The sequence below is a fragment of the Mycobacterium sp. genome (assembly GCF_051006775.1).
Classification (GTDB): domain Bacteria; phylum Actinomycetota; class Actinomycetes; order Mycobacteriales; family Mycobacteriaceae; genus Mycobacterium.
On the sequence record NZ_JBPCSX010000112.1, the window covers coordinates 15,276 to 34,899 of the forward strand.

The window sequence follows — 19,624 nt, forward strand, 5'->3', positions numbered from 1 at the left end:
CGCCCGCGGTGGTCACCGCGGATTGATCGGAGTGACGTCGACCACCTTCCACCCGTCGCCCTGTTTACTCAGCGCGACCCGCAGTGCCAGCACCGCGACACCGGGTTCCTGACCGGGTGTGGCCTGGACCGAACGTATCAGCACAGCCACACTGGCCGCAGCTGGTCCCAGCGCCTCCAGGCCGGCCGAGATGGTGCGCGCCTTCGCGGAGATATTGCGCTTGGCCATATCCGCGGTGGCGGCGCCAAAATTACTCTTGAACGCCGCTGCGGTGTCCGGCGTCATCAATGCCGCGGCCCGGTCTATCGACGATGCCGGGTCCGACGGGGTGAATGTCGCGGTGGCCTCGGAGACCTCGACGGCGATCCGCGCCACCTCGTCGGTGTCCCGGGTGAACGCCCGGTCCGGCACAGACCACTGCGAGTAGCCGACGGCCGCGGCCGACACCAGGGTCGCCGCGGTCACACCCACCGCCGCGAGCCGCAATCCGGGGGCGTCATCATCGGTGCCCACGGTCACCGAATCACGCCGGTAACCAACGGTATTGAGCACCACCGCCTCGGCGACGAGAAGGCACAGCATCGAACCGACCGACACCCACCACAGCGGCCAGTCGAGCATCACCCCGATCGCGATCAGACCCGCGATGGTCAGCAGGGGCGCGGCGACGTCGAAGGCGAGTACCCGGGTCAGGTTTCTCATCGCAGCGACTCCAGCCGCGAGACCTTCATCGTGCCGTCGATCTCGGAGACACCGAGTCGCAGGTTCCAGCGCACCGTGGTGGGTTTGCTGCCGGTGTTCTCACTGACCGAGGTGGCCACCACCAGGACGGTGTCGGTGCGCGCGGTCAACTCCGCCGGCAGGCTCTGCGGGCCTGAGGGTCGCTGCCCGGGCGCGGCGTCCAGATCCCGGTGCAGCACCTCGATCGCGACCGACTCGACGGAACCGGTGGTGCGGGAGTTCAGCGCCTCCACAACCTTGCGATAGGGAGCGATCGAGGCGTCGAAGCCGGAGTTGAGCTCCCCGACCGTCCCGTCCCGCAGGTTCTCCAGACTGGTACCGACATTGGCGACGTTCATATTGATCAGCAGCTGGGTCCATTGGGCCGCGGTCTGCATCACCCGTGCCTGGCGGCTACGGTCGGCGTCTGCGGCCCGATGGCTGACCCCGAGCACGGCGATCATCACCAGGGCTGCCGCGCAGAGGACCCCGAGGGCGGCAGATCCGATCCCGACGCGGGACCACCCCGGCTTGGCGCTGTCTTCGGAGTCCTCGGGCATGCAGGGGAGGCTACCGGCCCCGTCGGCAGGCGCTGCCAGGCAGTGGTAATGATGGTGCGGTGACGATAGACACTGCGCGATCCGGGATCGACCTGACCCATCTCGATCCGGATGTTCGCCCGCAGGACGACCTCTTCGGCCATCTCAACGGTCGCTGGCTGGCCGGGTACACCATGCCCGCGGATCGGGCCACCGACGGGGCGTTCCGCGCGCTCTACGACCAGGCCGAGGAGCACGTCCGGGACATCATCACCGAGGCGGCCGCAACGAACGCCGAGGCCGGGACCGACGAGCAGCGGGTGGGGCATCTGTACGCCAGCTTCCTCGACGAGCAGGAATTGGAGGCGCGAGGACTGGAGCCGCTGCGGAAAGAACTCGCGACGATCGACACCGCGCAGGGGCCCGGCGCACTGGCCGGTGCGATCGGCCGGCTGCAACGAACCGGGGTGGGCGGCCCGGTCGGACTTTATATCGACACCGACTCCAAGAATTCCTCCCGCTATCTGGTGCACCTCAATCAGTCCGGACTGGGCCTGCCCGACGAGTCCTACTACCGGGATGATCAGCACGCGGCGATCCTGGGCGCCTACCCCCGGCACATCGCAACGATGTTCGCGCTGGTGTTCGGCGGGACGGCCGACGAGTACGCCGAGCGGGCGGGTCGAATCGTCGCACTGGAGACCAAGCTCGCTGCCGCACATTGGGATGTGGTGCGCCGCCGCGATGCTGACCTGACCTACAACCTGCGCACCTTCGCCGAGCTGACCGAGCAGTCACAGGGATTCGACTGGGAAACCTGGGCCGCAGCGCTGGGCGTCTCCGAGAACTCGTTCACTGAACTCGTTGTGCGTCAACCGGATTACCTCAGTGCATTCGCAGGCCTGTGGTCGAGCGCGGATTTTGCCGACTGGCAGGATTGGACGCGTTGGCGACTCATCCACGGCCGCGCCGGGGTGCTGACCCCCGCTCTGGTGGAGGAAGACTTCGACTTCTACGGCCGCACGCTCAGTGGCACCGAGCAGATCCGTGAACGCTGGAAGCGGGCGGTGTCACTTGTGGAGAGTCTGATGGGTGATGCGGTGGGTCGGCTCTATGTGCAGCGACACTTCCCGCCGGAAGCTAAAGCCCGGATGGACGTGCTGGTGGAAAACCTCCGCGAGGCCTATCGGGTGAGCATCACCGATCTGGAATGGATGACACCGGAGACCCGGCGTCGCGCACTGGTCAAACTGGACAAGTTCACACCGAAGATCGGATACCCGAAGAACTGGCGAGATTACTCCGGCCTGGTGATCCATCGGGATGACCTGTACGGCAACGTGATCCGCGGCACAGAGCTGGAGTTCGACCGCGAGGTGGCTAAACTCGGTGGTCCGGTCGATCGTGACGAGTGGTTCATGACCCCGCAGACGGTGAACGCCTACTACAACCCGGGGATGAATGAGATCGTCTTCCCGGCCGCGATCCTGCAGCCGCCGTTCTTCGACGCTGAAGCCGACGACGCCGCCAACTACGGCGGTATCGGCGCGGTGATCGGGCATGAGATCGGCCACGGTTTCGACGACCAGGGTGCCAAGTACGACGGCGACGGCAATCTGGTGGACTGGTGGACCGATGCTGATCGCACCGAGTTCACCACCCGCACGACCAAACTCATCGAGCAGTACGACGCCTTCGTTCCCCGCGACCTCGAATGCCGCGACGAACCACCACACGTCAACGGCGCCTTCACCGTCGGCGAGAACATCGGCGATCTGGGCGGGCTGTCGATCGCCCTGCTCGCCTACCGGTTGTCACTGGGCGGTCAGGAGCCACCGGTGATCGACGGGATGACCGGGGTGCAGCGCGTGCTGCTCGGCTGGACACAGGTCTGGCGCACCAAATCCCGTGCGGCGGAATCGATCCGGCGGCTGGCGACCGATCCGCATTCACCGCCGGAGTTCCGTTGCAATGGCGTGGTGCGCAATATCGACGCCTTCTATGAGGCATTCGACGTCGGCCCGGACGATGCCCTGTACCTGGAACCGCAACAGCGGGTCAGGATCTGGAGCTAGATCAGAGCCCGCCTAGATCAGTACGTCCCTTGATCAGTAGAGGGTCCACTGCCAGTCGTCGGCGCCGTCGGGCTTGTTGTAGAGCCCGACCGAATTCTTGACGACGATCGGATCGCCGCTGCCGAAGTTGTCGAAGAACCACTTGGCGTTATCCGGTCCGAGGTTGATGCAGCCGTGGCTGACGTTGCGCTTGCCCTGGTCAGCCACCGACCACGGTGCACTGTGTACGAAGCCGCCACTGTTGTCGATGCGCACCGCCCACTGCACCTTCAGCTTGTAGCCCATCGGTGAATTGACCGGGACACCGTAGGTGGAGGAGTCCATGATGAGGTCGGCGAATTTCTCCAGGACGTAGTAGGTGCCGTTCTTGGTCTCATGTTTGCCATCGGGCATGCCCATCGACACCGGGAAAGTCTTCTCCACCTTCCCGTTGCGGGTGACGGTCATCTGGTGGGTCTTGTCGTCGACGGTCGCCACCAGGGAATCGCCGACCCGGAAATTGGACTGCGCGCCACTGGCGTCGATATGCACCTGGGTACCGGCCGGCCAGAAGTTGTACGGCCGCCAGCGAACCTGGGTGTCGGTGGTCCAGTAGAACGCCCCCGGCACAGCCGGGGCCGACGAGATGTGGATCGACTGCTCGGCCAGCGGACGGTTGGCGATGGGTCGCTGGAAGTTGATGATGATCGGCTTGGCCACACCCACCAGGGCCCCATTGACCGGGTTGAAGGCCGGCGGGGCGAATACCGGGTCACCGGTGAACGGTGTCGCATTCTGTCCCTTGGCCGCGCTGGTGGCCACCGGCAGCGCGGCAACCGGCGGCGGAACGTCGACCGGGGGAGGCGGGACGTCGCCGGGGGGTGCCAGATCGTCGGGAAGCGGTGGCGGCGGAGGCGGAAGCACCACCGGCGGCGGCTCCAGCGGCGGCGGCAGTGGCGGGGCGTCGATGACCTGCGGATCCACCGGCTGGTCCGGGTCGGCCAGCGCCGGACCGGTGCCCAGACCGGCTCCTGCGACCGTCACCAGACACAGAGCGGTCGCCAGAGCGCCTCTCACCCGCTTCACCACAGTCCTCCAATGATTGATTACCACCAGTCTGACACAGCGCCGACGGTGCATGACCATCGACGATTCGGCGGAATCGCCGGCTTTATGGTCCTGACCTGTACATATCGTCGTCGTGCGGGTGACGAGCGTTACTCCGCGCGGGCCGGCCCCTCGACGGCGAACAGGTCCCGGCCGGCAGCCACGCAGACCAGGGCTGATGAGATCAGGAGCGCCGAAACGGTCAGCATCACCGGCTCGCCGGCGTGCTCGAAGAGGTAGGCACCGATCAGCGCGCCGGCCATGATGCCGACCTGGAATGCCGCCACGTAGACCCCCGACGCACCGTCCGGGTCCTCCGGTGAGTGCCGCATGGCCGCGGTCTGGAGCATCGGCGGGATGGCGGTGGCCGTCGCACCCCAGCCCAGAATCGCAATAACGCCGACGATCACCGTGGCGGCGGTGCTGCGCTGGCCGAATCCCAGCCCGGCCAGCACCACGAACACCAGGGTCAAGGTCGCCATACAGGCCACGATCGTGGTCTTGGGACTGCGATCTCCGGGCCTGGCCAGCAGCCCCATCGCCACCAGGCCGCAGACCCCGTAGCCCGCCAGCAGCCAGGCTGACTGCGGCCCACCGACGCCCACGACGTCGCGGATGATCACCACGATGAACGAGTAGGAGATGAAATGGCCGGTGACTCCGACCAGGGTCAGTCCGCACATGACGACGAGCCGGCGGTTGTGGTGATGCCAGGGCCGGCGGGTGGACCCCGGCGAGCCGGCTTGCGGCATCGCCATCGGCGGCAGGGTGAGCCGGGCCGCGACCATCACAGCGGCGGCGGCCGCGGTGATGGCGGCGACCGCCAGCCGCCAGCCCCACAGCCCACTGAGGGCCGCAGTCAGCGGGCTGCCGACGACGAGCGCCAAACCGGTCCCGACGTAGATCGCCATGGTGGCCCGGGCAGCGTGTGACGGCGGCACCAGCCGGGCACCGATCGGTGCGAGAACCGACCACATCAGCCCGTGCGTCAGCGCGCAGAGCACCCGCCCGCCGGCCAGCACCGCGAACGTCGGTGCCAGCGCCGAGATCAGTTGGGAGACGGTCAGCGAGGACAGGGTGAACATCAGCGTCCGCCGCCGCGGCCAGTGCGCGGTCCAGCGCACCAGAGGCATCGTCGCCAGCGCCGCCACCAGCGCGTAGCTGGCCAGCAGTGTCGCGACCACGGCCTCGCTGACGTCGAGATCGCCGGCGATGGCCGGCAGGGCGCCGACCGGCATGATCTCGGCGGTCACGTAGATGAATGCCGCGGCTGCGAGCACACCCAGCGCAAGTGCGACCCGTGGTGTCCACGGGCCGGAGCGGGGCGGGGCGGGGATGGTTGCTGTCATAACGGAGTGGCCTCGTCGGCCACGTTATCGGCAGTCGTCAGGGTTCACCGGCTCCCGACACCCGCCATGGCCGGTTCGATATCAGGCCGAGACGCCGCCGGGGTCAGGAACGAACCAGACGGGCGATCGCGGCGGTGGCCTCGGCGAGTTTCCGGTCGGCCTCAGCACCGCCTTCGGCCGCAGCCTGGGTCACACAGTGCCCGAGGTGCTCCTCGAGCAGGCCGAGGGCCACCGATTGCAGCGCGCTGTTGATCGCGCTGATCTGAGTCAGGACATCGATGCAGTACTTGTCTTCATCGATCATTTTCGCGATACCCCGCACCTGGCCCTCGATCCGGCGAAGGCGTTTGGCGTAATTTTCCTTGTTCGCCGAGTATCCATGTGCGCCAGACACTTCAGCCGCCACTGGCCTGCAGCATCTGCATCATCTGATCGATCTCCGCCTGCTGAGCGGAAATGATCGAGCGGGCCAGCGCGGTCATCTCCGGGCTCTTGCCCGCCCCCGCCTCGATCTTGGCCATCTCAATGGCGCCCTGATGGTGACCGATCATCGACTGCAGCCACAGCGCGTCGAAGTCCGGCCCTGAGAGACCCTCAAGTTTCACCAGGGTGTCGTCACCGACCATGCCCTGCATCGTCATTCCGGCGTGACCACTCTCATGCGGCATCTCATCGGGCTTGATGCCCCACCGGCCCAACAGGTCCTTCATGGTGGCGATCTCGGGCTGCTGTGCCGCCGAGATCTTCGCGGCCAGCGCCCGCACCTCGGGGTTGCTGGACCGGTCCGGCACCAGTCCCGCGAGTTCCACCGCCTGTTGGTGGTGCGGGATCATCAGCTGCGCGAAGAGCACATCGTCCTCGTTGTGCGCGGTCGACGGCTGGGCCGTCGTAGCCGAGGATCCGTGCGAGCTGTGATCCTCGACGGCCGTCTTGGTCGCGGTGCCGCCGCAGGAGGACAGGACGAGTCCGGTGGCTGATGCGGCCACCAATGCGGCGGCGCGGATGCGGAGTGCGGTCATGGGTGCACTATATACCCCTTGGGGGTATCCCGGCGGATTTTGGTGACCACCCGCCGAAGGTCATACTTGTCGGGTGAGCAAAACGCCTGATCTGAAGCCCCGCAGTCGCGACGTCACAGATGGTCTGGAAAAGGCCGCCGCTCGCGGAATGTTGCGCGCCGTCGGCATGGGTGATGAAGACTTCGCCAAGCCGCAGATCGGCGTCGCATCGTCATGGAACGAGATCACTCCCTGCAACCTCTCCCTGCAGCGACTGGCCCAGGCCGTCAAGGAGGGCGTCTTCGAGGCAGGCGGGTATCCGCTGGAGTTCGGCACCATCTCGGTGTCCGACGGCATCTCGATGGGTCATGAGGGCATGCACTTCTCCCTGGTGTCCCGCGAGATCATCGCCGACAGCGTCGAGACGGTCATGATGGCCGAACGACTGGACGGATCGGTGCTGCTGGCCGGTTGCGACAAATCGCTTCCCGGAATGCTGATGGCGGCAGCGCGACTGGATCTTGCCGCGGTGTTCCTCTACGCCGGTTCGATCCTGCCCGGCAGGGCGAAACTGACCGACGGCACCGAGATGGACGTGACGATCATCGACGCGTTCGAGGCGGTCGGCGCCTGCGCCCGCGGACTGATGTCACGGGAGGACGTCGACATCATTGAGCGTGCGATCTGTCCGGGTGAAGGCGCCTGCGGCGGCATGTTCACCGCCAACACCATGGCCAGCGCAGCCGAGGCGCTCGGCATGTCGCTACCCGGCAGCGCGGCCCCGCCGGCCACCGACCGCCGTCGCGACGGATACGCCCGGCGCAGCGGCATGGCAGTCGTGGAGCTCCTTCGCCGCGGTATCACCGCCCGCGACATCCTGACCAAGGAGGCGTTCGACAACGCCATCGCGGTGGTGATGGCGTTCGGTGGTTCCACCAACGCGGTGCTGCACCTGCTGGCGATCGCCCACGAGGCCAAAGTCGAACTGTCGCTGGCGGATTTCACCCGAATCGGAGCCAAGGTTCCGCATCTGGCCGACGTCAAGCCATTCGGTAAGCACGTGATGTTCGACGTCGACCGGATCGGCGGGGTGCCGGTGATCATGAAGGCACTGCTCGACGCCGGACTGTTGCACGGCGATGTGATGACGGTGACCGGAAAGACCATGGCCGAGAACCTGGCCCATATCAATCCGCCGGATCCCGACGGCAAGGTACTGCGCGCCCTGAGCAACCCGATCCACCCAACCGGCGGTATCACGATCCTGCACGGGTCGCTTGCTCCGGAGGGTGCCGTGGTCAAGTCCGCCGGGTTCGACTCCGACGTGTTCGAAGGCACCGCAAGGGTTTTCGACGGGGAGCGCGCCGCGATGGACGCCCTCGAGGACGGCACCATCACCAAGGGCGATGTCGTGGTGATCCGCTACGAGGGCCCCAAGGGCGGCCCGGGCATGCGCGAGATGCTGGCGATCACCGGCGCGATCAAGGGTGCCGGCCTCGGCAAGGACGTCCTGCTGCTCACCGACGGACGGTTCTCCGGCGGCACCACCGGACTATGCGTCGGCCATGTGGCCCCGGAGGCCGTCGACGGCGGGCCGATCGCGGCCGTGGTCGACGGCGATCGCATCCGCCTCGATGTGGGCAACGGCAAACTCGACATCCTGGTCGACGATAGTGAGATCGACGCGCGGATGATCGGCTTCACCCCTCCGGCGCCCCGCTACACCACCGGCGTGCTGGCCAAGTACCGCAAGCTGGTCGGCTCGGCCACCAACGGCGCCGTCTGCGACTGACTTAAAGCCGGGACTAGTTCCGCGAAGCCGCCGCGCGAGCCTTGGCCGGCTTCACCGCGGCCGCGGACTTGGCGGCCTGTCGCGCGAGGTGGGCACGACGAGGTGCCGCGACCGGCGGCGGGGCCACTGATCGCACCGACGCGGCGGTAGCCGCCGGCGGGCGGGTGATCGCCAGATGATTGCCGTCGATGGTGAGCACCGGCGCAGTCTGCCCGAAGCGCAGCAGCGGGAACGCGTCCTGGAAGCCGACAATCAGCGCACGCACGACATCACCGGGCACCTGTCGCCACTCGGCGGGCGTCAACGGGTTCACCGACAGGTACGGGGTATAGACCCCGGATTGGTCGTAGGTCCGGTTGTAGGTTCCGCCATCGGTGGGCGTCTGTACGTCGGTATAGCCGACGTTGACCAGGATCTGCGACGCGGGCTGCAGGGCGTCAGCCAAACGTGCGGGGACGGTAATCGGGATGTTCAGCGCGCCCAGCAGCGCATTGATGAGGCGGGCCGGCAGCCGCAGCGGTTCCAGCAGGGGAAGATCGTCGGGCACCAGCGTGCTGTAGGTGGTGCTGGACAGATTGAGTGCGGCCAGCGCACCGAGCTTCGCGTAGATCACATCCTCCGACGCTCCGCCCAGAGTGGTGCCGCCGACCAAATTGGTCGGAAGCGCCGTCGCCAGAAGGGAATTGGCCAGCGAGAACGGATTCAGGGTGACGGGCAAGTCGGAGATCGCGCTGTACGCGAGCGCCAGACCGATCGTCGCCGCGTTCAGCGCGAGGCCTGTGCTCGATGCCGACTCCCCACCCCGGCTGACACCGTCGATCCCGAACAGGTTCAAGATCGGGGCGAACCGGGCGTAGAGCCCGCCGTTGGGCGTGCCGGGATCGTTCACCTGTGCCACCGCAAGGTTGGTCACGTTGACACCCTGCACGCAGGTGGGGCCCGAAGCACAGGACGCCCCGGTCACGGAATTGACCTTGCCGCTCGGCACCAGTGGGGTGTACCCGGCCGGGGTGTTCCCCGCGGCGCTGGCCAGCAGCGCCTGATAGGCGTTTCCGGCCTGATAGGCGCCGAAGCCCGACCCGCCGAGAATGGCGGCGCCGAGCGTGCCGCCCGGCTGGCGCTTGAAGGTGGCAATAACGGGGGTGAAGCCGCCGAACGGGAAGGCGTTGATGTCGTCGGCGAGGACCGTCGGGAAGGCGGGCGCATAGGACATGTCGATGGTGATGGTGCCGACCACATCGACGTCGGGAATATCGATGGTGGTCACACCGAACGCCTGAGCGGCCCGGAACAGCGGCCCTGTTGCCACCGCGCCGAAGGTCACATCAGCATCGGCGACCGGGGCCGTCAGCCCGGCAATTATGGCTCCCGCCGCCGCGCTGGCCACGACCGTGCGAGCAAATCCGCTGCCGACCATTCGTTGGGCCCTTCCTGAAGCAAATCCGCGAATTCTCGCGACAATAGCAAACAGATCGGGGGGCGGGCCGGAATGGATTCCTTGCAACGGGCGCGGCGTGGGCGCACAGTGACTGGGGTGAGTCACACCGCACTGCGCATCTGCCCCCTCTGTGAAGCCACCTGCGGGCTGGTCCTGACCATCGAGGACGACCGCGTCACCGGCGCCCGCGGCGACCGCGATGACGTCTTCAGCCACGGCTTCATCTGCCCCAAGGGGGCCAGCATCGCCGAACTCGACAACGATCCCGACCGGCTGCAGGCGCCACTGGTGCGCCGCGACGGCGAACTGGTCGAGACCAGTTGGGAGGAGGCGTTCGCCGCAGCCGCCGAGGGCTTGGGGCGTGTCACCGCCGCCACCGGCGGCTCGTCGATCGGGATCTACCTGGGCAACCCGAACGCCCACACCATTGCCGGGGCGTTCTACGTGCCGACCGTCGTCCGAGCGCTGGGAACTCGCAACATCTTCTCAGCCAGCACCCTGGACCAGATGCCCAAGCACGTCTCGTGCGGTTACATGTTCGGCGCCCCGGTGCCGTTCACGATTCCTGATCTCGACCGGACCGACTATCTGGTAATCATCGGCGGAAATCCGTTGGTGTCCAACGGAAGTCTGGCCACGGCGGCGGATTTCGGCGGAAAGCTCAAAGCGATCCGCAAGCGCGGCGGCCGCGTGGTCGTACTGGATCCGAACCGGACCCGTACCGCCGAGATCGCCGACCGGCATATCGCCCCGCGGCCGGGAACCGACGGCGCCCTGCTCTTCGCCGTCGTCAATGTGCTGTTCGACGAGGACCTGGTCGACCTCGGCCGGCTGACCGAGCACGTGGTGGGCGTTGAGCATGTTCGTGCCGCGGCGGCAGACTTTCCGCCCGAGACTGTCGCCGAGCACTGCGGGGTGAGCGCAGCGGAGATTCGCATCCTGGCCCGGGAGATCGCGGCGGCCCCTACCGCTGTGGTGTACGGCCGCATGGGCACATCAACAGTCGAGTTCGGGACCATCACAAGCTGGCTGGTCGATGTGGTGAACGTCCTGACCGGCAATCTCGATCGCGCCGGCGGGGCGATGTTCGCCAGTTCATCGGTGGCCGCTGCCCCGCGGCCGTCACGCCCCGGTCGCGGATTCACCACGGGCCGCTGGCACAGCCGGGTCTCCGGCTACCCGGAGGCGCTGTCCGAAATTCCCACCGTCGCGCTGTCCGAGGAGATCGAGACACCCGGCGACGGTCAGATCCGCGCGATGATCACCCTCGCCGGTAATCCGGTGCTGTCGGCTCCGGACGGTCCGCGTCTGGCCGAGGCACTCGACACGGTCGACTTCATGCTGTCGGTGGATCCCTACCTCAATGAGACGACCAGGCACGCAGACGTGATCCTGCCCCCGCCGCCGCCCGCGCGCGTCGGTCATTTCGACGTCGCATTTGCGGCCGCAGCGGTGCGCAACAATGCCCGTTATTCGCCGGCCGCCCTGCCACTGGCCGATGGCCGGCCCGATGAGTGCGAGATCCTGTCCCGGCTGGCGTTGATCATCCGCGGACTGGGACCTGATGCAGATCCCGCACTCGTCGACGACCAGATGATCGCGGGCAGGCTGAGCAAGGAGGTAGCCGACCCGGACTCACCGGTCGCGGGCCGATCGGTCGAGGAGTTGACCGCGATGCTGCCCGACGGTCCCGGTTACGAGCGACAGCTCGACATGATGCTGCGACTAGGGCAGTTCGGTGATGCGTTCGGCGCCCGACCCGAGGGTCTGACCCTGCAGCGACTCAAGGACAACCCGCACGGCGTCGACCTGGGGCCGCTGACACCGCGGATACCGGAAATCCTCCGAACACCCTCCGGCATGGTCGAATTGGCGCCCGAACCGATTCTCGCCGATATCCCGCGGCTGCACGCCTCCCTGAGCAGCCACACCGACGGCTTCCTGCTCATCGGGCGACGGCATCTGCGCTCCAACAACAGCTGGCTGCACAACCTGCCGGCGCTGGCCGGCGGTACCAACCTGTGCACGCTACAGATCCACCCCGATGATGCCGCTCGGCTGGGCGTGACCGATCTGGCTGTGGTCACCGGTCCCGGCGGCAAGCTCGAGGTACCGGTCGAGATCACCGACGCCATCCGCCCTGGCGTGGTCTCACTGCCGCACGGCTGGGGACATAGCGAGTCCGGCACCCGGATGTCGGTTGCCGCCGAGCACCCCGGGGTCAACGTCAACAGCCTCTTCGACGACTCGCTAGTGGACCCGCTGTCGGGCAATGCGGTGCTCAATGCGGTGCCGGTGGAGGTTGCCGCGGCCGGCTGAGCCGCTCACCGGACGCCCTCCTTGCTGTAGACCACGCGTAGCACGTGCCCCACTTCCGGACCCATCACCGCCGCGCACAGATCACACATTGTGGCAACGAAGCCGCGTCCGTGCGCCGGTCCGGGACCGTCGTGCAGATGATGTGCGACTTCGTGCAGCACCACCAGTTCCCGCATCGCCCAACCCGCCGCGCCGCGCTCCGGTACCGCGATGACACCGGCGCCATCATGGTTTTCGTAATGGGCGGCGGTGGCGGCACGCCTGGGCCGGACCCGGATCGCACCGGCACCGGGCCACCGCTGCGCCAGCGCGGGCAGGGCCAGCACATCGTCGACGTACCGCTGGACCGATTCCAGCGAGCCGAACCTCGCTTCCGGCGGGAGGGTGATCTGGTCACCGAAGAAGTCGATGGCGCGCGAACTGTGCTGGGCCGCGCGGTCGAAGAGGGTGCGGACGAACTGCTCTGCGGCGTAAACCCGGGACCGTTGGGTGTCCCGGGCGCTCACCGCGGCAGCCGGGTCCGCGCCCCCGGCAGTTCGGGGCTCGATCCCAACCGGGCCTGCTTGCCGGCTCGGTCACCGGCCCGACGCGCGGCCGAGGAGTAACCGGCCGAGGCACTGGTGGCCCGCCAAGTGCCACGCGCCTTGGACTCGCTCCGATAGTGGTCACGCAGTTCGACTTCTTTGTTACGCAGGGCGATCGCCGTTCCGGGTCCGGCGGAACGGGACCTGGTGGCCTCATTCCTGGCCTCGTCTCGGGCAGTAGAGAGACGCTGACCGACCCTACTGCCGAATGCGAGTTGAAAGTTGAGCCGGGCGGTGATGGTGGGCGTAGGCCGATGCGCGCCGGTCGCCAGGTAGGCATCGCAGGACCGCACCATCTGGACCACCAGGCTGGCATACAGCGCATGACTGGCGTCGATGTCCTCACCGAATCCGTAGGCGTAGACGAAGGTCGAGTTCGAGGCCACATCGCAGCGGACATCGTTGGCCGCCGCGATCGCCGCGAACAGCTGGACATAGGTGCGCAACCCTCGACTACCCGGCTCCCCGATGGTGATGGTCCGCTGGGTCGGGACCTGCGCGGAGGTGCGCGATGCGGAGTGCGCTCGTGCCACCGCGAGATCTATCGACGTCATCGTCGCCAGGCGTTGCGCCGCGGCCATGAAGGCCTCGGCCTCATGGACGTTATCGGTGCCTTCGGCCTGGCGCAGCAGCGCGGCGATCCGGGACAGCATCTTGTCTTCGGTCATGCAGACACGCTAAAACAACAGGGCGACATCACCGTGCAGGGCACCGCCAACCCCAGTGCGCAATCCCCACAATGGGATTCGTGCACAGGCATCACTTGCCGATGAACTGGTCCAGCGCAGCAGTCAGCTGGGGTGACAGTGGGCCGGGTTTGGCGTAGTTTGCGACACTGTCGGTCGGATCATCGCGCAGGACGTGATTGACACCCGTGAGCGTGACGTACTGCAACGCGGTGTGCGCCAGCGCGTCGACGAGCGGTGTCATATCCGCGCAGTCGGCCTGACCATCAGAGTCCGAACAGGTCAGCAGAACTGGTGTACCGGCCGGGATCCGCGCCGCCAACTGAAGTGGGTCGATGGCGTCGGACTCGGCGACGGCCCTGACATTGCCCGGGGCGAGGATGGCACCAAGCCCGTCGGGCAGTTGTGCCGGCGCGGTGCCGGTGCTGCGCACCTGCTGCACTGCTGCACGCCAGGCGCTGAGCACCTGATCGCCCTGCCGCTGGGTCTTGGCCCCGCTGCGTACGGCCTCTGCCACATCGGCGACCACGCGAGACGAGATCAGGTCCAGGTAGCGCGCGGGCAACGGCTGAAGGAGCCCCAGCGCATGGATCCGCGGTGCGCCCGCTGAAGTGTCGTCGGCCAGCGACATCGCGTGCACGGTGCCCTCCCCTAGCGCGTATACCGAGATCCGATCGGCGTCGGTGCCCGACCGGCCCGCAAGGTACCGCACCGCAGCCTTGGCGCCATCGGTGTAGATCGCACTGCCGACGTCTGCTGCGCGGTCGACGTAGGGGCCCAGGCCGGTGTCGCCGGTGCCGACTTTGTCATACCGCAGGGTGGCCACGCCGTGTTCGGAGAGGTACTGGGCGAGCTGGCGCATATTGCCGATCGGGCCGGCGACGTTGTTGTCGCCGTTACGGTCGGTGCGCCCGCTCTCCGATATCAGCAGCGCAGCCGGACCGCGATCGTCGCCGCGGTGGCGGTAGGTCCCATGCAGCGTCAGACCATCGGCCTCGAATGTGATGTCCTCATCGACCCACGCAGCGTTCCGTTGGGACTGACCACATCCGGTGAGCAGACCCAGCGCCAATAATCCCACTAGGAGAAGGTGTTTCACAGCCGCGTGGTTATCCAGTTCGTGACATCGTCGAGCACGGAATCGCGCTCGGGTTCGTTGAAGACCTCGTGATAGAGCTCCGGGTACACCTTGAGCTCGACATCGGTGGAGCCGATGCACTCGACGAGCCGGCGGCTTCCCTCGGCGGACACCAACTGGTCGTCCTCGCCGTGCACCACAAGCAACGGAGCGGTAATACCCGGCGCCCGCTTGTGCATCGTCTCCCCCACGACGAGCAGCGCCTTGCCGATACCGGCCGGGATCTTGCCGCGGTACACCAGCGGATCGGCCTCGTACTCGGCCACCACCTTCGGATCCCGCGACACCGCACTGGGACTGATCTGCTCGATCGGAAGGTCGGGTAACACCGAGCCGACAGTCTTGCCGATCACCGCCTTGAGTTTGGACACCCCGGTGTGCGCGGCGATGGCCGGTCCGGAGAGCACCATCAGGTCGTACTCGGTCGGGTGGTCGACACCATAGGCGAAGACGATGCCGCCACCCATGCTGTGGCCGAGCACGACCAGCGGCAGTCCCGGGTTCTCCTTCCGCGCCGTCAGTACCAGCGTGCGGTAGTCCGACACGAACTCCTTCATGTGCCGGACCCGCACCCGCTTGCCGCCGGCCCGGCCGTGTCCGCGGTGGTCCAGTGCATAGGTCGCCAGACCCGCGTCGCCGAATCGCTGGGCGACATGGTCGTAGCGGCGGGCGTGCTCGCCGTAGCCGTGAGCCAGCACCACCACACCGCGCGGTTCGGTGTCCGGGGTCCACACGTCGTAGACGATGCGGACGCCGCCTACCCCGTCGAACGTTCGCTCCGTGCGCGTTGTGACCACTCAGGCAGGGTAGCGTCCGGCTACCGCGGTCTCGACCCCGCGGCCAATTCGGCTGCGGCGGTTCGAGATAGCGCCGCAGTCGAACGTTCACCGCTCTGTTACTTATGTTGACAGTGGTACTTGTGTGGCTATCGTTAATTCGTGCTTCTCGCCCCCGTGCTGCGCCGTATCCGTGCGGTCTTCGCGACGCTGGCCTGCGTGACACTGGCTGCGGGTACCACCGCGCCGGTGGCCGGCGCGGCCGCCCGCGACCTTTTGGCGCAGGCGATCGCCAACACCCGGGGCAGCTATCTGGTGTACAACTTCGGCGACGGTTTCCCCGCGCCCATGCTCAATGGCGCCGGCGACTGGTACGAGATGAACAACGGCGGGCACCTGATGATCGTCAAGTCCGCCTCACAACGGCTATCCCCCCGACTGCTGGTCGACACCCACCAGGGTTACCAGGCGCGCTGCGAGCGCACGCCGGGAGCGCGCACCCGTGAGGGCCTCATGCAGGCGTCGGAAACCTACGATCCGCTGCGGGCCTGGCAGGTGCTCAAACAGCCGACGATTGCGATCAACGCCAACTTCTTCGATGTCCGCTCCCAGCAGGCCGGCTCATGGAAGACCACCGGGTGTAGCTCTCCGCTGGGCGCCTACGTCGACAACACCGGGGCGTGGGGCAAGACCAACCTCGCGGTCACCGGCACCCTGGCGTATGCCGGCAAGCAGGCGCTCTCCGGCGGTGACGAGGTGTGGACCGCCCTTGCCACCCTGATCCTGCCGGTCCGCGGCGCCCCGATGATCGTGGCGCCGAAGTCACCGCAGGACTACGACGTCGCGGCGCCGGTAATTGCCAAGCTGGTGGAGAACGGCACCCGTTTCGTCGCGGTCAGCGGGCTCAAGCTGCTCGCACCCGGAGATACCGGACAGTTGAACGACCCGGGTTCGGGCGCCGCCCGCACCGCCGTGGCCTATGCCCGCGACAAGGACGAGATGTATGTCTTCGAGGGTGGCAGCTACACCCCGGATCAGATCCAGGATCTGTTCCGGGGACTCGGCAGTGACACCGCCCTCCTGCTCGACGGTGGCGGGTCCTCGGCGATCGTGCTGCGTCGCGACACCGGCGGGATGTGGGCGGGCGCGGGTTCGCCGCGCGGTTCCTGCGACACCGTTCAGGTGTTGTGCGATGCCCGCGAACGAGCCCTTCCGAGTTGGCTCGCGTTCGACTAAGCCGACCGCCGCTAGAGGCCGAGCTTGGGGCTGAGGTCCAGCGAGGTCACCGTGGTCATCTTCGTCACCCGCCAGCTGCGATCAACCCGCTTCATCTCCAGCCGGTAGGACAGGTACTTCATCGACGGGATGTTGTTGTTCTGCGGGGTCGTCGAGGTGGTGTTGGTGTAGACGATCGCGGTGGCCTCGTTGGCAGGCGGACCGCCGCGTAACGACTCCACCGCCGCCCCGACCACCTGGGTGTCGCTGGTCACCTTCGCCTGCTTATTGGTGGCCGCGATGGCATCGACGTACTTGCGGTACTGCTGCTCGAAGTCACCGGCCAGATACTTCGATGCACGATCGGAGAGCTTGTCCATATTCTCCGGGGTGTAACTCCACAGCGTGGAGATGGCGTCGGCGGCGGTCCTGGCGATGGTCAGCTTCGTTCCGACGGCGGCCTGGTCCATCAGGTAGGGCTGGACCGTCGCACCGGCGAACCCGCCGGCCGCGATGAAGAGACCTGCCGATGCCAGGATGGCGACGCGAGTCTTGTTGCGGGCCAGCCAGTTCGGAGATGCCGGTTGCTCGGCGACTGACTCGTCCGACTCCACGACGGTCTCATCAAGGGTCTCATCGAGCACGGCCTCATCAGGTACGGCCTCATCGAGCACGGGATCGTCGCTCACACCACCTGGATCAGGTTGCTGACTTTCCACTGGTCCCCCTCCTTCATCGCCGTGACCACCCAGCGACTGGCACTGGGGAGCTTGCGGCCGTCGGGCATGGTCGTAATCATCGTCGACACCGCGACGACATTGGCGCTGCCATCATCGTTCCAGTTCTCGATGCCAATTTCCTGCACGCTGCCCACGCCAGGCTCGGCGCGGGCGACCTGGACGACGACCTCATTGATCTTGTCGCTGTAGAGCTTCGCGAACTGCCCGGTGCCCATCGCCAGAATCTTGTCGGTGTAGTCGTTGGCGTGGAACGGATCCGGTGAGGTGTACTGCGTGACGAACGAGCGAACGAAGGTCAGGACCGCGGCTTCGCGGATCTCCCGCTGATGTCCGGTCCGCCAATTGCCGAATACCACCGCACTGGTGGTCAGTGCAGCGATCAACGCCACACCCGCGATTGTTGCGATCAGAGCCAGTCTCGGACGGCGCGGCCGTACCGCCGGCATCTGGAAAAGGGCGCCTGTTTCCGATTCGATCCTGCGACGGGGGCTCATCGCCCACCGCTTCCGGGGACTTTAGGCGCCGGCGACTGGGTGGGGGCGGGCGCTTTAGAGGCCGGCGCGGGCGCTTTGGGAGCCGGCGCTGCAGGGGCAGGCCCGGTGGGTTTCGGCGGTGCCAGCACCATGAGGTCTGATATCAACCACTGGTCGGCCGAAGACTTCTCGAAGGATGCCCGCACCGAAGCGATGATGAAGCGCTGATTGGGCGCGACTCCGCGCTGACCCTGCAGCAGTATCAGCGCTGCCGCCCGGTCCCTGGTTGCCGAGAGCACCGCGGTGTTGGTCGCCCAGTAGTCGTTGTCGACCAGTCCGACCTTGCGCACCGCCTCCTGCTGCTTGGTCAACTCCTGCCGGTAGCCGTCGGTCACCAGCGATTGGGCGTGGGCAAAATCGTCATTCGCCGTCTTGGCCGTGTAGCTGAGCATGTCGGCGACCAATTTGGGACCCTCGACCGCGATCTGCACGCGGGTCTGATCGATCGCCCGCTGCTGGCGGTAGACCAGGCCGTAACCGAGACCGGCGACCACGACCGCGATCGCGGCCACACCGGCCACCACCCTTTCGGCCAGCCTGCCCGCATCCGGCACGGCCCCGTCGGCCTGACGAACCTCGGTTCCGGTGAGCAGATCGGCGAAGGTTCGGCCGCGGGAATCGACCAGCGGCCACAGCCAGCCGAGGAACAGCGGTGCGGTGTCGAGAAGGTGGGCCAGGTCGCGCAGCAGCAGCCGCCAGGGGCCGACCGATCGGCCGTCGCGCAACACCACGACGATTCCGAACAGTGAACGGCCTAGGCTCCATCCGGTCGCTGCGGGCAGCAGCAGCCGATTCACCAGGACCACCAACAGCACCGCCCCGGCGAGAATCATGCACAGCCACCAGAGCCAGCCGCGATCGGCCGACCAGCCCACCATGAGGATGGTCGCCAGCAGCGCCACACCGAAGACGACGTCGATGCAGAACGCACCGGCCCGGGCCCACCATCCCGCCGGGCGCCCGTCAGCGGTCACTTGCTCACCGGTTCGATGCTGTCGATTTTGTAGGTGTCGCCCACCTTGACCATCCGCACCCGTAGCCGATAACTCAGCTCCTGGTTCTGCTGATCGATATTGGACATCGACACCCGGGTGGCCACCAGGACGTCGATCGACCCGTCGGGATTGTGCTTCTCGGGTGCGGCACGGATGTCGGAGATCTTCACCTGGACCTTGGCAGCCTCGTAGGCGTCGGTCAGCACTCCGCCGTACAGGTTCGCCTGCGGCGCATAGTTCTCCGTGGCGCAGTCGATGATCTTGCGCCTGCTATCAGCCATCGCCTTCACGTCCGGCGCCTGGGTCGCGGTGATGCACTCCTTGGCGACAGCAACCGCGATGGCCTCACCGTCGGTCGCGGCGACGGTATTGCGGTGCCCGATCAGCGCCAGCACGCCAACGGCCGTGAGAACCAAGGCGGCGATGGCGATCGCAGCGCACACCCCGGTCAGCCAGCGGCTGGTAGCCAGCCTTGAGTTCGGCGTATTGAGCCCGGTTTCGGGTTCGACCGTCTCGTCAGCCTGCAGTGGCGGGGTGGGGGTCAGCTGACCGGAGCCAGCATCTCCTTCCATCCGTCGTCTCCTGTAGTCGTCGAGTTCTTGACGGTGTACTTCGTACCATCCGGACCTGTGACCTCGCCG

20 protein-coding genes are annotated in these 19,624 nt (G+C 66.8%); 4 read left to right on the forward strand and 16 right to left on the reverse strand.

The features are described 5' to 3' along the window. Window positions 1–12: 12 nt before the first annotated feature. Window positions 13–702: a hypothetical protein gene (locus tag ACR2JI_RS08270; RefSeq protein ID WP_526389598.1), complete on the reverse strand. Its 690-nt coding sequence runs from the start codon at window positions 700–702 to the stop codon at window positions 13–15. Continuing rightward, the gene (locus ACR2JI_RS08275; protein WP_526389599.1) at window positions 699–1,280 is read right to left on the reverse strand and encodes a hypothetical protein; all 582 of its coding nucleotides are present in this window, start codon (window positions 1,278–1,280) and stop codon (window positions 699–701) included. Before ACR2JI_RS08275 ends, ACR2JI_RS08270 begins: the two co-directional genes overlap by 4 nt. A gap of 59 nt (window positions 1,281–1,339) precedes the next feature. Here ACR2JI_RS08275 and ACR2JI_RS08280 point away from each other — a divergent pair, with 59 nt between their 5' ends. After that, a complete protein-coding gene (locus ACR2JI_RS08280) occupies window positions 1,340–3,334 on the forward strand; it encodes a M13 family metallopeptidase (RefSeq protein ID WP_526389600.1) in 1,995 nt (664 codons plus the stop codon). Window positions 3,335–3,367: 33 nt separating this feature from the next. Here ACR2JI_RS08280 and ACR2JI_RS08285 read toward each other — a convergent pair whose 3' ends face one another. The 4 genes from ACR2JI_RS08285 to ACR2JI_RS08300 all read right to left on the reverse strand — a co-directional run bounded on the left by ACR2JI_RS08285 (window position 3,368) and on the right by ACR2JI_RS08300 (window position 6,788). Further along, a complete protein-coding gene (locus ACR2JI_RS08285) occupies window positions 3,368–4,453 on the reverse strand; it encodes a L,D-transpeptidase (protein ID WP_526389601.1) in 1,086 nt (361 codons plus the stop codon). Window positions 4,454–4,530: 77 nt separating this feature from the next. Next, the gene (locus tag ACR2JI_RS08290) at window positions 4,531–5,769 is read right to left on the reverse strand and encodes an MFS transporter (protein WP_526389602.1); all 1,239 of its coding nucleotides are present in this window, start codon (window positions 5,767–5,769) and stop codon (window positions 4,531–4,533) included. 103 nt (window positions 5,770–5,872) lie between these two features. Next, window positions 5,873–6,163, reverse strand: a complete 291-nt coding sequence (gene ricR / locus ACR2JI_RS08295; protein ID WP_526389617.1) for a copper-sensing transcriptional repressor RicR — start codon at window positions 6,161–6,163, stop codon at window positions 5,873–5,875. A gap of 1 nt (window position 6,164) precedes the next feature. Continuing rightward, a complete protein-coding gene (locus tag ACR2JI_RS08300; protein WP_526389603.1) occupies window positions 6,165–6,788 on the reverse strand; it encodes a DUF305 domain-containing protein in 624 nt (207 codons plus the stop codon). A 73-nt stretch (window positions 6,789–6,861) separates the two neighbouring features. On the opposite strand from ACR2JI_RS08300, the gene ilvD reads away from it, so the two are divergent. After that, on the forward strand, window positions 6,862–8,559 hold the full coding sequence (gene ilvD, locus ACR2JI_RS08305) for a dihydroxy-acid dehydratase (protein ID WP_526389604.1): 1,698 nt from the start codon (window positions 6,862–6,864) through the stop codon (window positions 8,557–8,559). 13 nt (window positions 8,560–8,572) lie between these two features. On the opposite strand, the gene ACR2JI_RS08310 is transcribed toward ilvD, so the two are convergent. After that, window positions 8,573–9,946, reverse strand: coding sequence for a PE-PPE domain-containing protein (locus ACR2JI_RS08310; RefSeq protein WP_526389605.1), 1,374 nt, complete (start codon window positions 9,944–9,946; stop codon window positions 8,573–8,575). Between the two features lie 147 nt (window positions 9,947–10,093). On the opposite strand from ACR2JI_RS08310, the gene ACR2JI_RS08315 reads away from it, so the two are divergent. Beyond that, on the forward strand, window positions 10,094–12,316 hold the full coding sequence (locus ACR2JI_RS08315) for a molybdopterin-dependent oxidoreductase (protein ID WP_526389606.1): 2,223 nt from the start codon (window positions 10,094–10,096) through the stop codon (window positions 12,314–12,316). Between the two features lie 5 nt (window positions 12,317–12,321). Here the strand turns inward: ACR2JI_RS08315 and ACR2JI_RS08320 are convergent, their stop codons facing one another. The 4 genes from ACR2JI_RS08320 to ACR2JI_RS08335 form a co-directional block, all read right to left on the reverse strand. Further along, a complete protein-coding gene (locus ACR2JI_RS08320; protein WP_526389607.1) occupies window positions 12,322–12,822 on the reverse strand; it encodes a TIGR04338 family metallohydrolase in 501 nt (166 codons plus the stop codon). After that, window positions 12,819–13,568: a DUF2786 domain-containing protein gene (locus ACR2JI_RS08325; RefSeq protein ID WP_526389608.1), complete on the reverse strand. Its 750-nt coding sequence runs from the start codon at window positions 13,566–13,568 to the stop codon at window positions 12,819–12,821. The genes ACR2JI_RS08320 and ACR2JI_RS08325 overlap by 4 nt, the downstream gene beginning before the upstream one ends. Before the next feature lie 91 nt (window positions 13,569–13,659). Then, window positions 13,660–14,667 carry an alpha/beta hydrolase family protein gene (locus ACR2JI_RS08330; protein WP_526389609.1) on the reverse strand — a complete coding sequence of 336 codons (1,008 nt, stop codon included), beginning with the start codon at window positions 14,665–14,667 and terminating at the stop codon, window positions 13,660–13,662. Window positions 14,668–14,681: 14 nt separating this feature from the next. After that, a complete protein-coding gene (locus ACR2JI_RS08335) occupies window positions 14,682–15,521 on the reverse strand; it encodes an alpha/beta hydrolase (protein ID WP_526389610.1) in 840 nt (279 codons plus the stop codon). Between the two features lie 141 nt (window positions 15,522–15,662). On the opposite strand from ACR2JI_RS08335, the gene ACR2JI_RS08340 reads away from it, so the two are divergent. Beyond that, a complete protein-coding gene (locus ACR2JI_RS08340; protein ID WP_526389611.1) occupies window positions 15,663–16,736 on the forward strand; it encodes a phosphodiester glycosidase family protein in 1,074 nt (357 codons plus the stop codon). Window positions 16,737–16,747: 11 nt separating this feature from the next. Here the strand turns inward: ACR2JI_RS08340 and ACR2JI_RS08345 are convergent, their stop codons facing one another. The 5 genes from ACR2JI_RS08345 to ACR2JI_RS08365 all read right to left on the reverse strand — a co-directional run. Next, on the reverse strand, window positions 16,748–17,434 hold the full coding sequence (locus ACR2JI_RS08345) for an Mce protein (protein WP_526389612.1): 687 nt from the start codon (window positions 17,432–17,434) through the stop codon (window positions 16,748–16,750). After that, on the reverse strand, window positions 17,401–17,844 hold the full coding sequence (locus tag ACR2JI_RS08350; RefSeq protein WP_526389613.1) for an Rv1363c family protein: 444 nt from the start codon (window positions 17,842–17,844) through the stop codon (window positions 17,401–17,403). The genes ACR2JI_RS08345 and ACR2JI_RS08350 overlap by 34 nt, the downstream gene beginning before the upstream one ends. Before the next feature lie 101 nt (window positions 17,845–17,945). Beyond that, a complete protein-coding gene (locus ACR2JI_RS08355; RefSeq protein ID WP_526389614.1) occupies window positions 17,946–18,962 on the reverse strand; it encodes an RDD family protein in 1,017 nt (338 codons plus the stop codon). Beyond that, a complete protein-coding gene (locus tag ACR2JI_RS08360; RefSeq protein WP_526389615.1) occupies window positions 18,959–19,555 on the reverse strand; it encodes an Mce protein in 597 nt (198 codons plus the stop codon). The genes ACR2JI_RS08355 and ACR2JI_RS08360 overlap by 4 nt, the downstream gene beginning before the upstream one ends. After that, on the reverse strand, window positions 19,525–19,624 hold a 100-nt coding region (locus ACR2JI_RS08365), incomplete at its 5' end, for a hypothetical protein (RefSeq protein ID WP_526389618.1). The genes ACR2JI_RS08360 and ACR2JI_RS08365, both read right to left, overlap by 31 nt.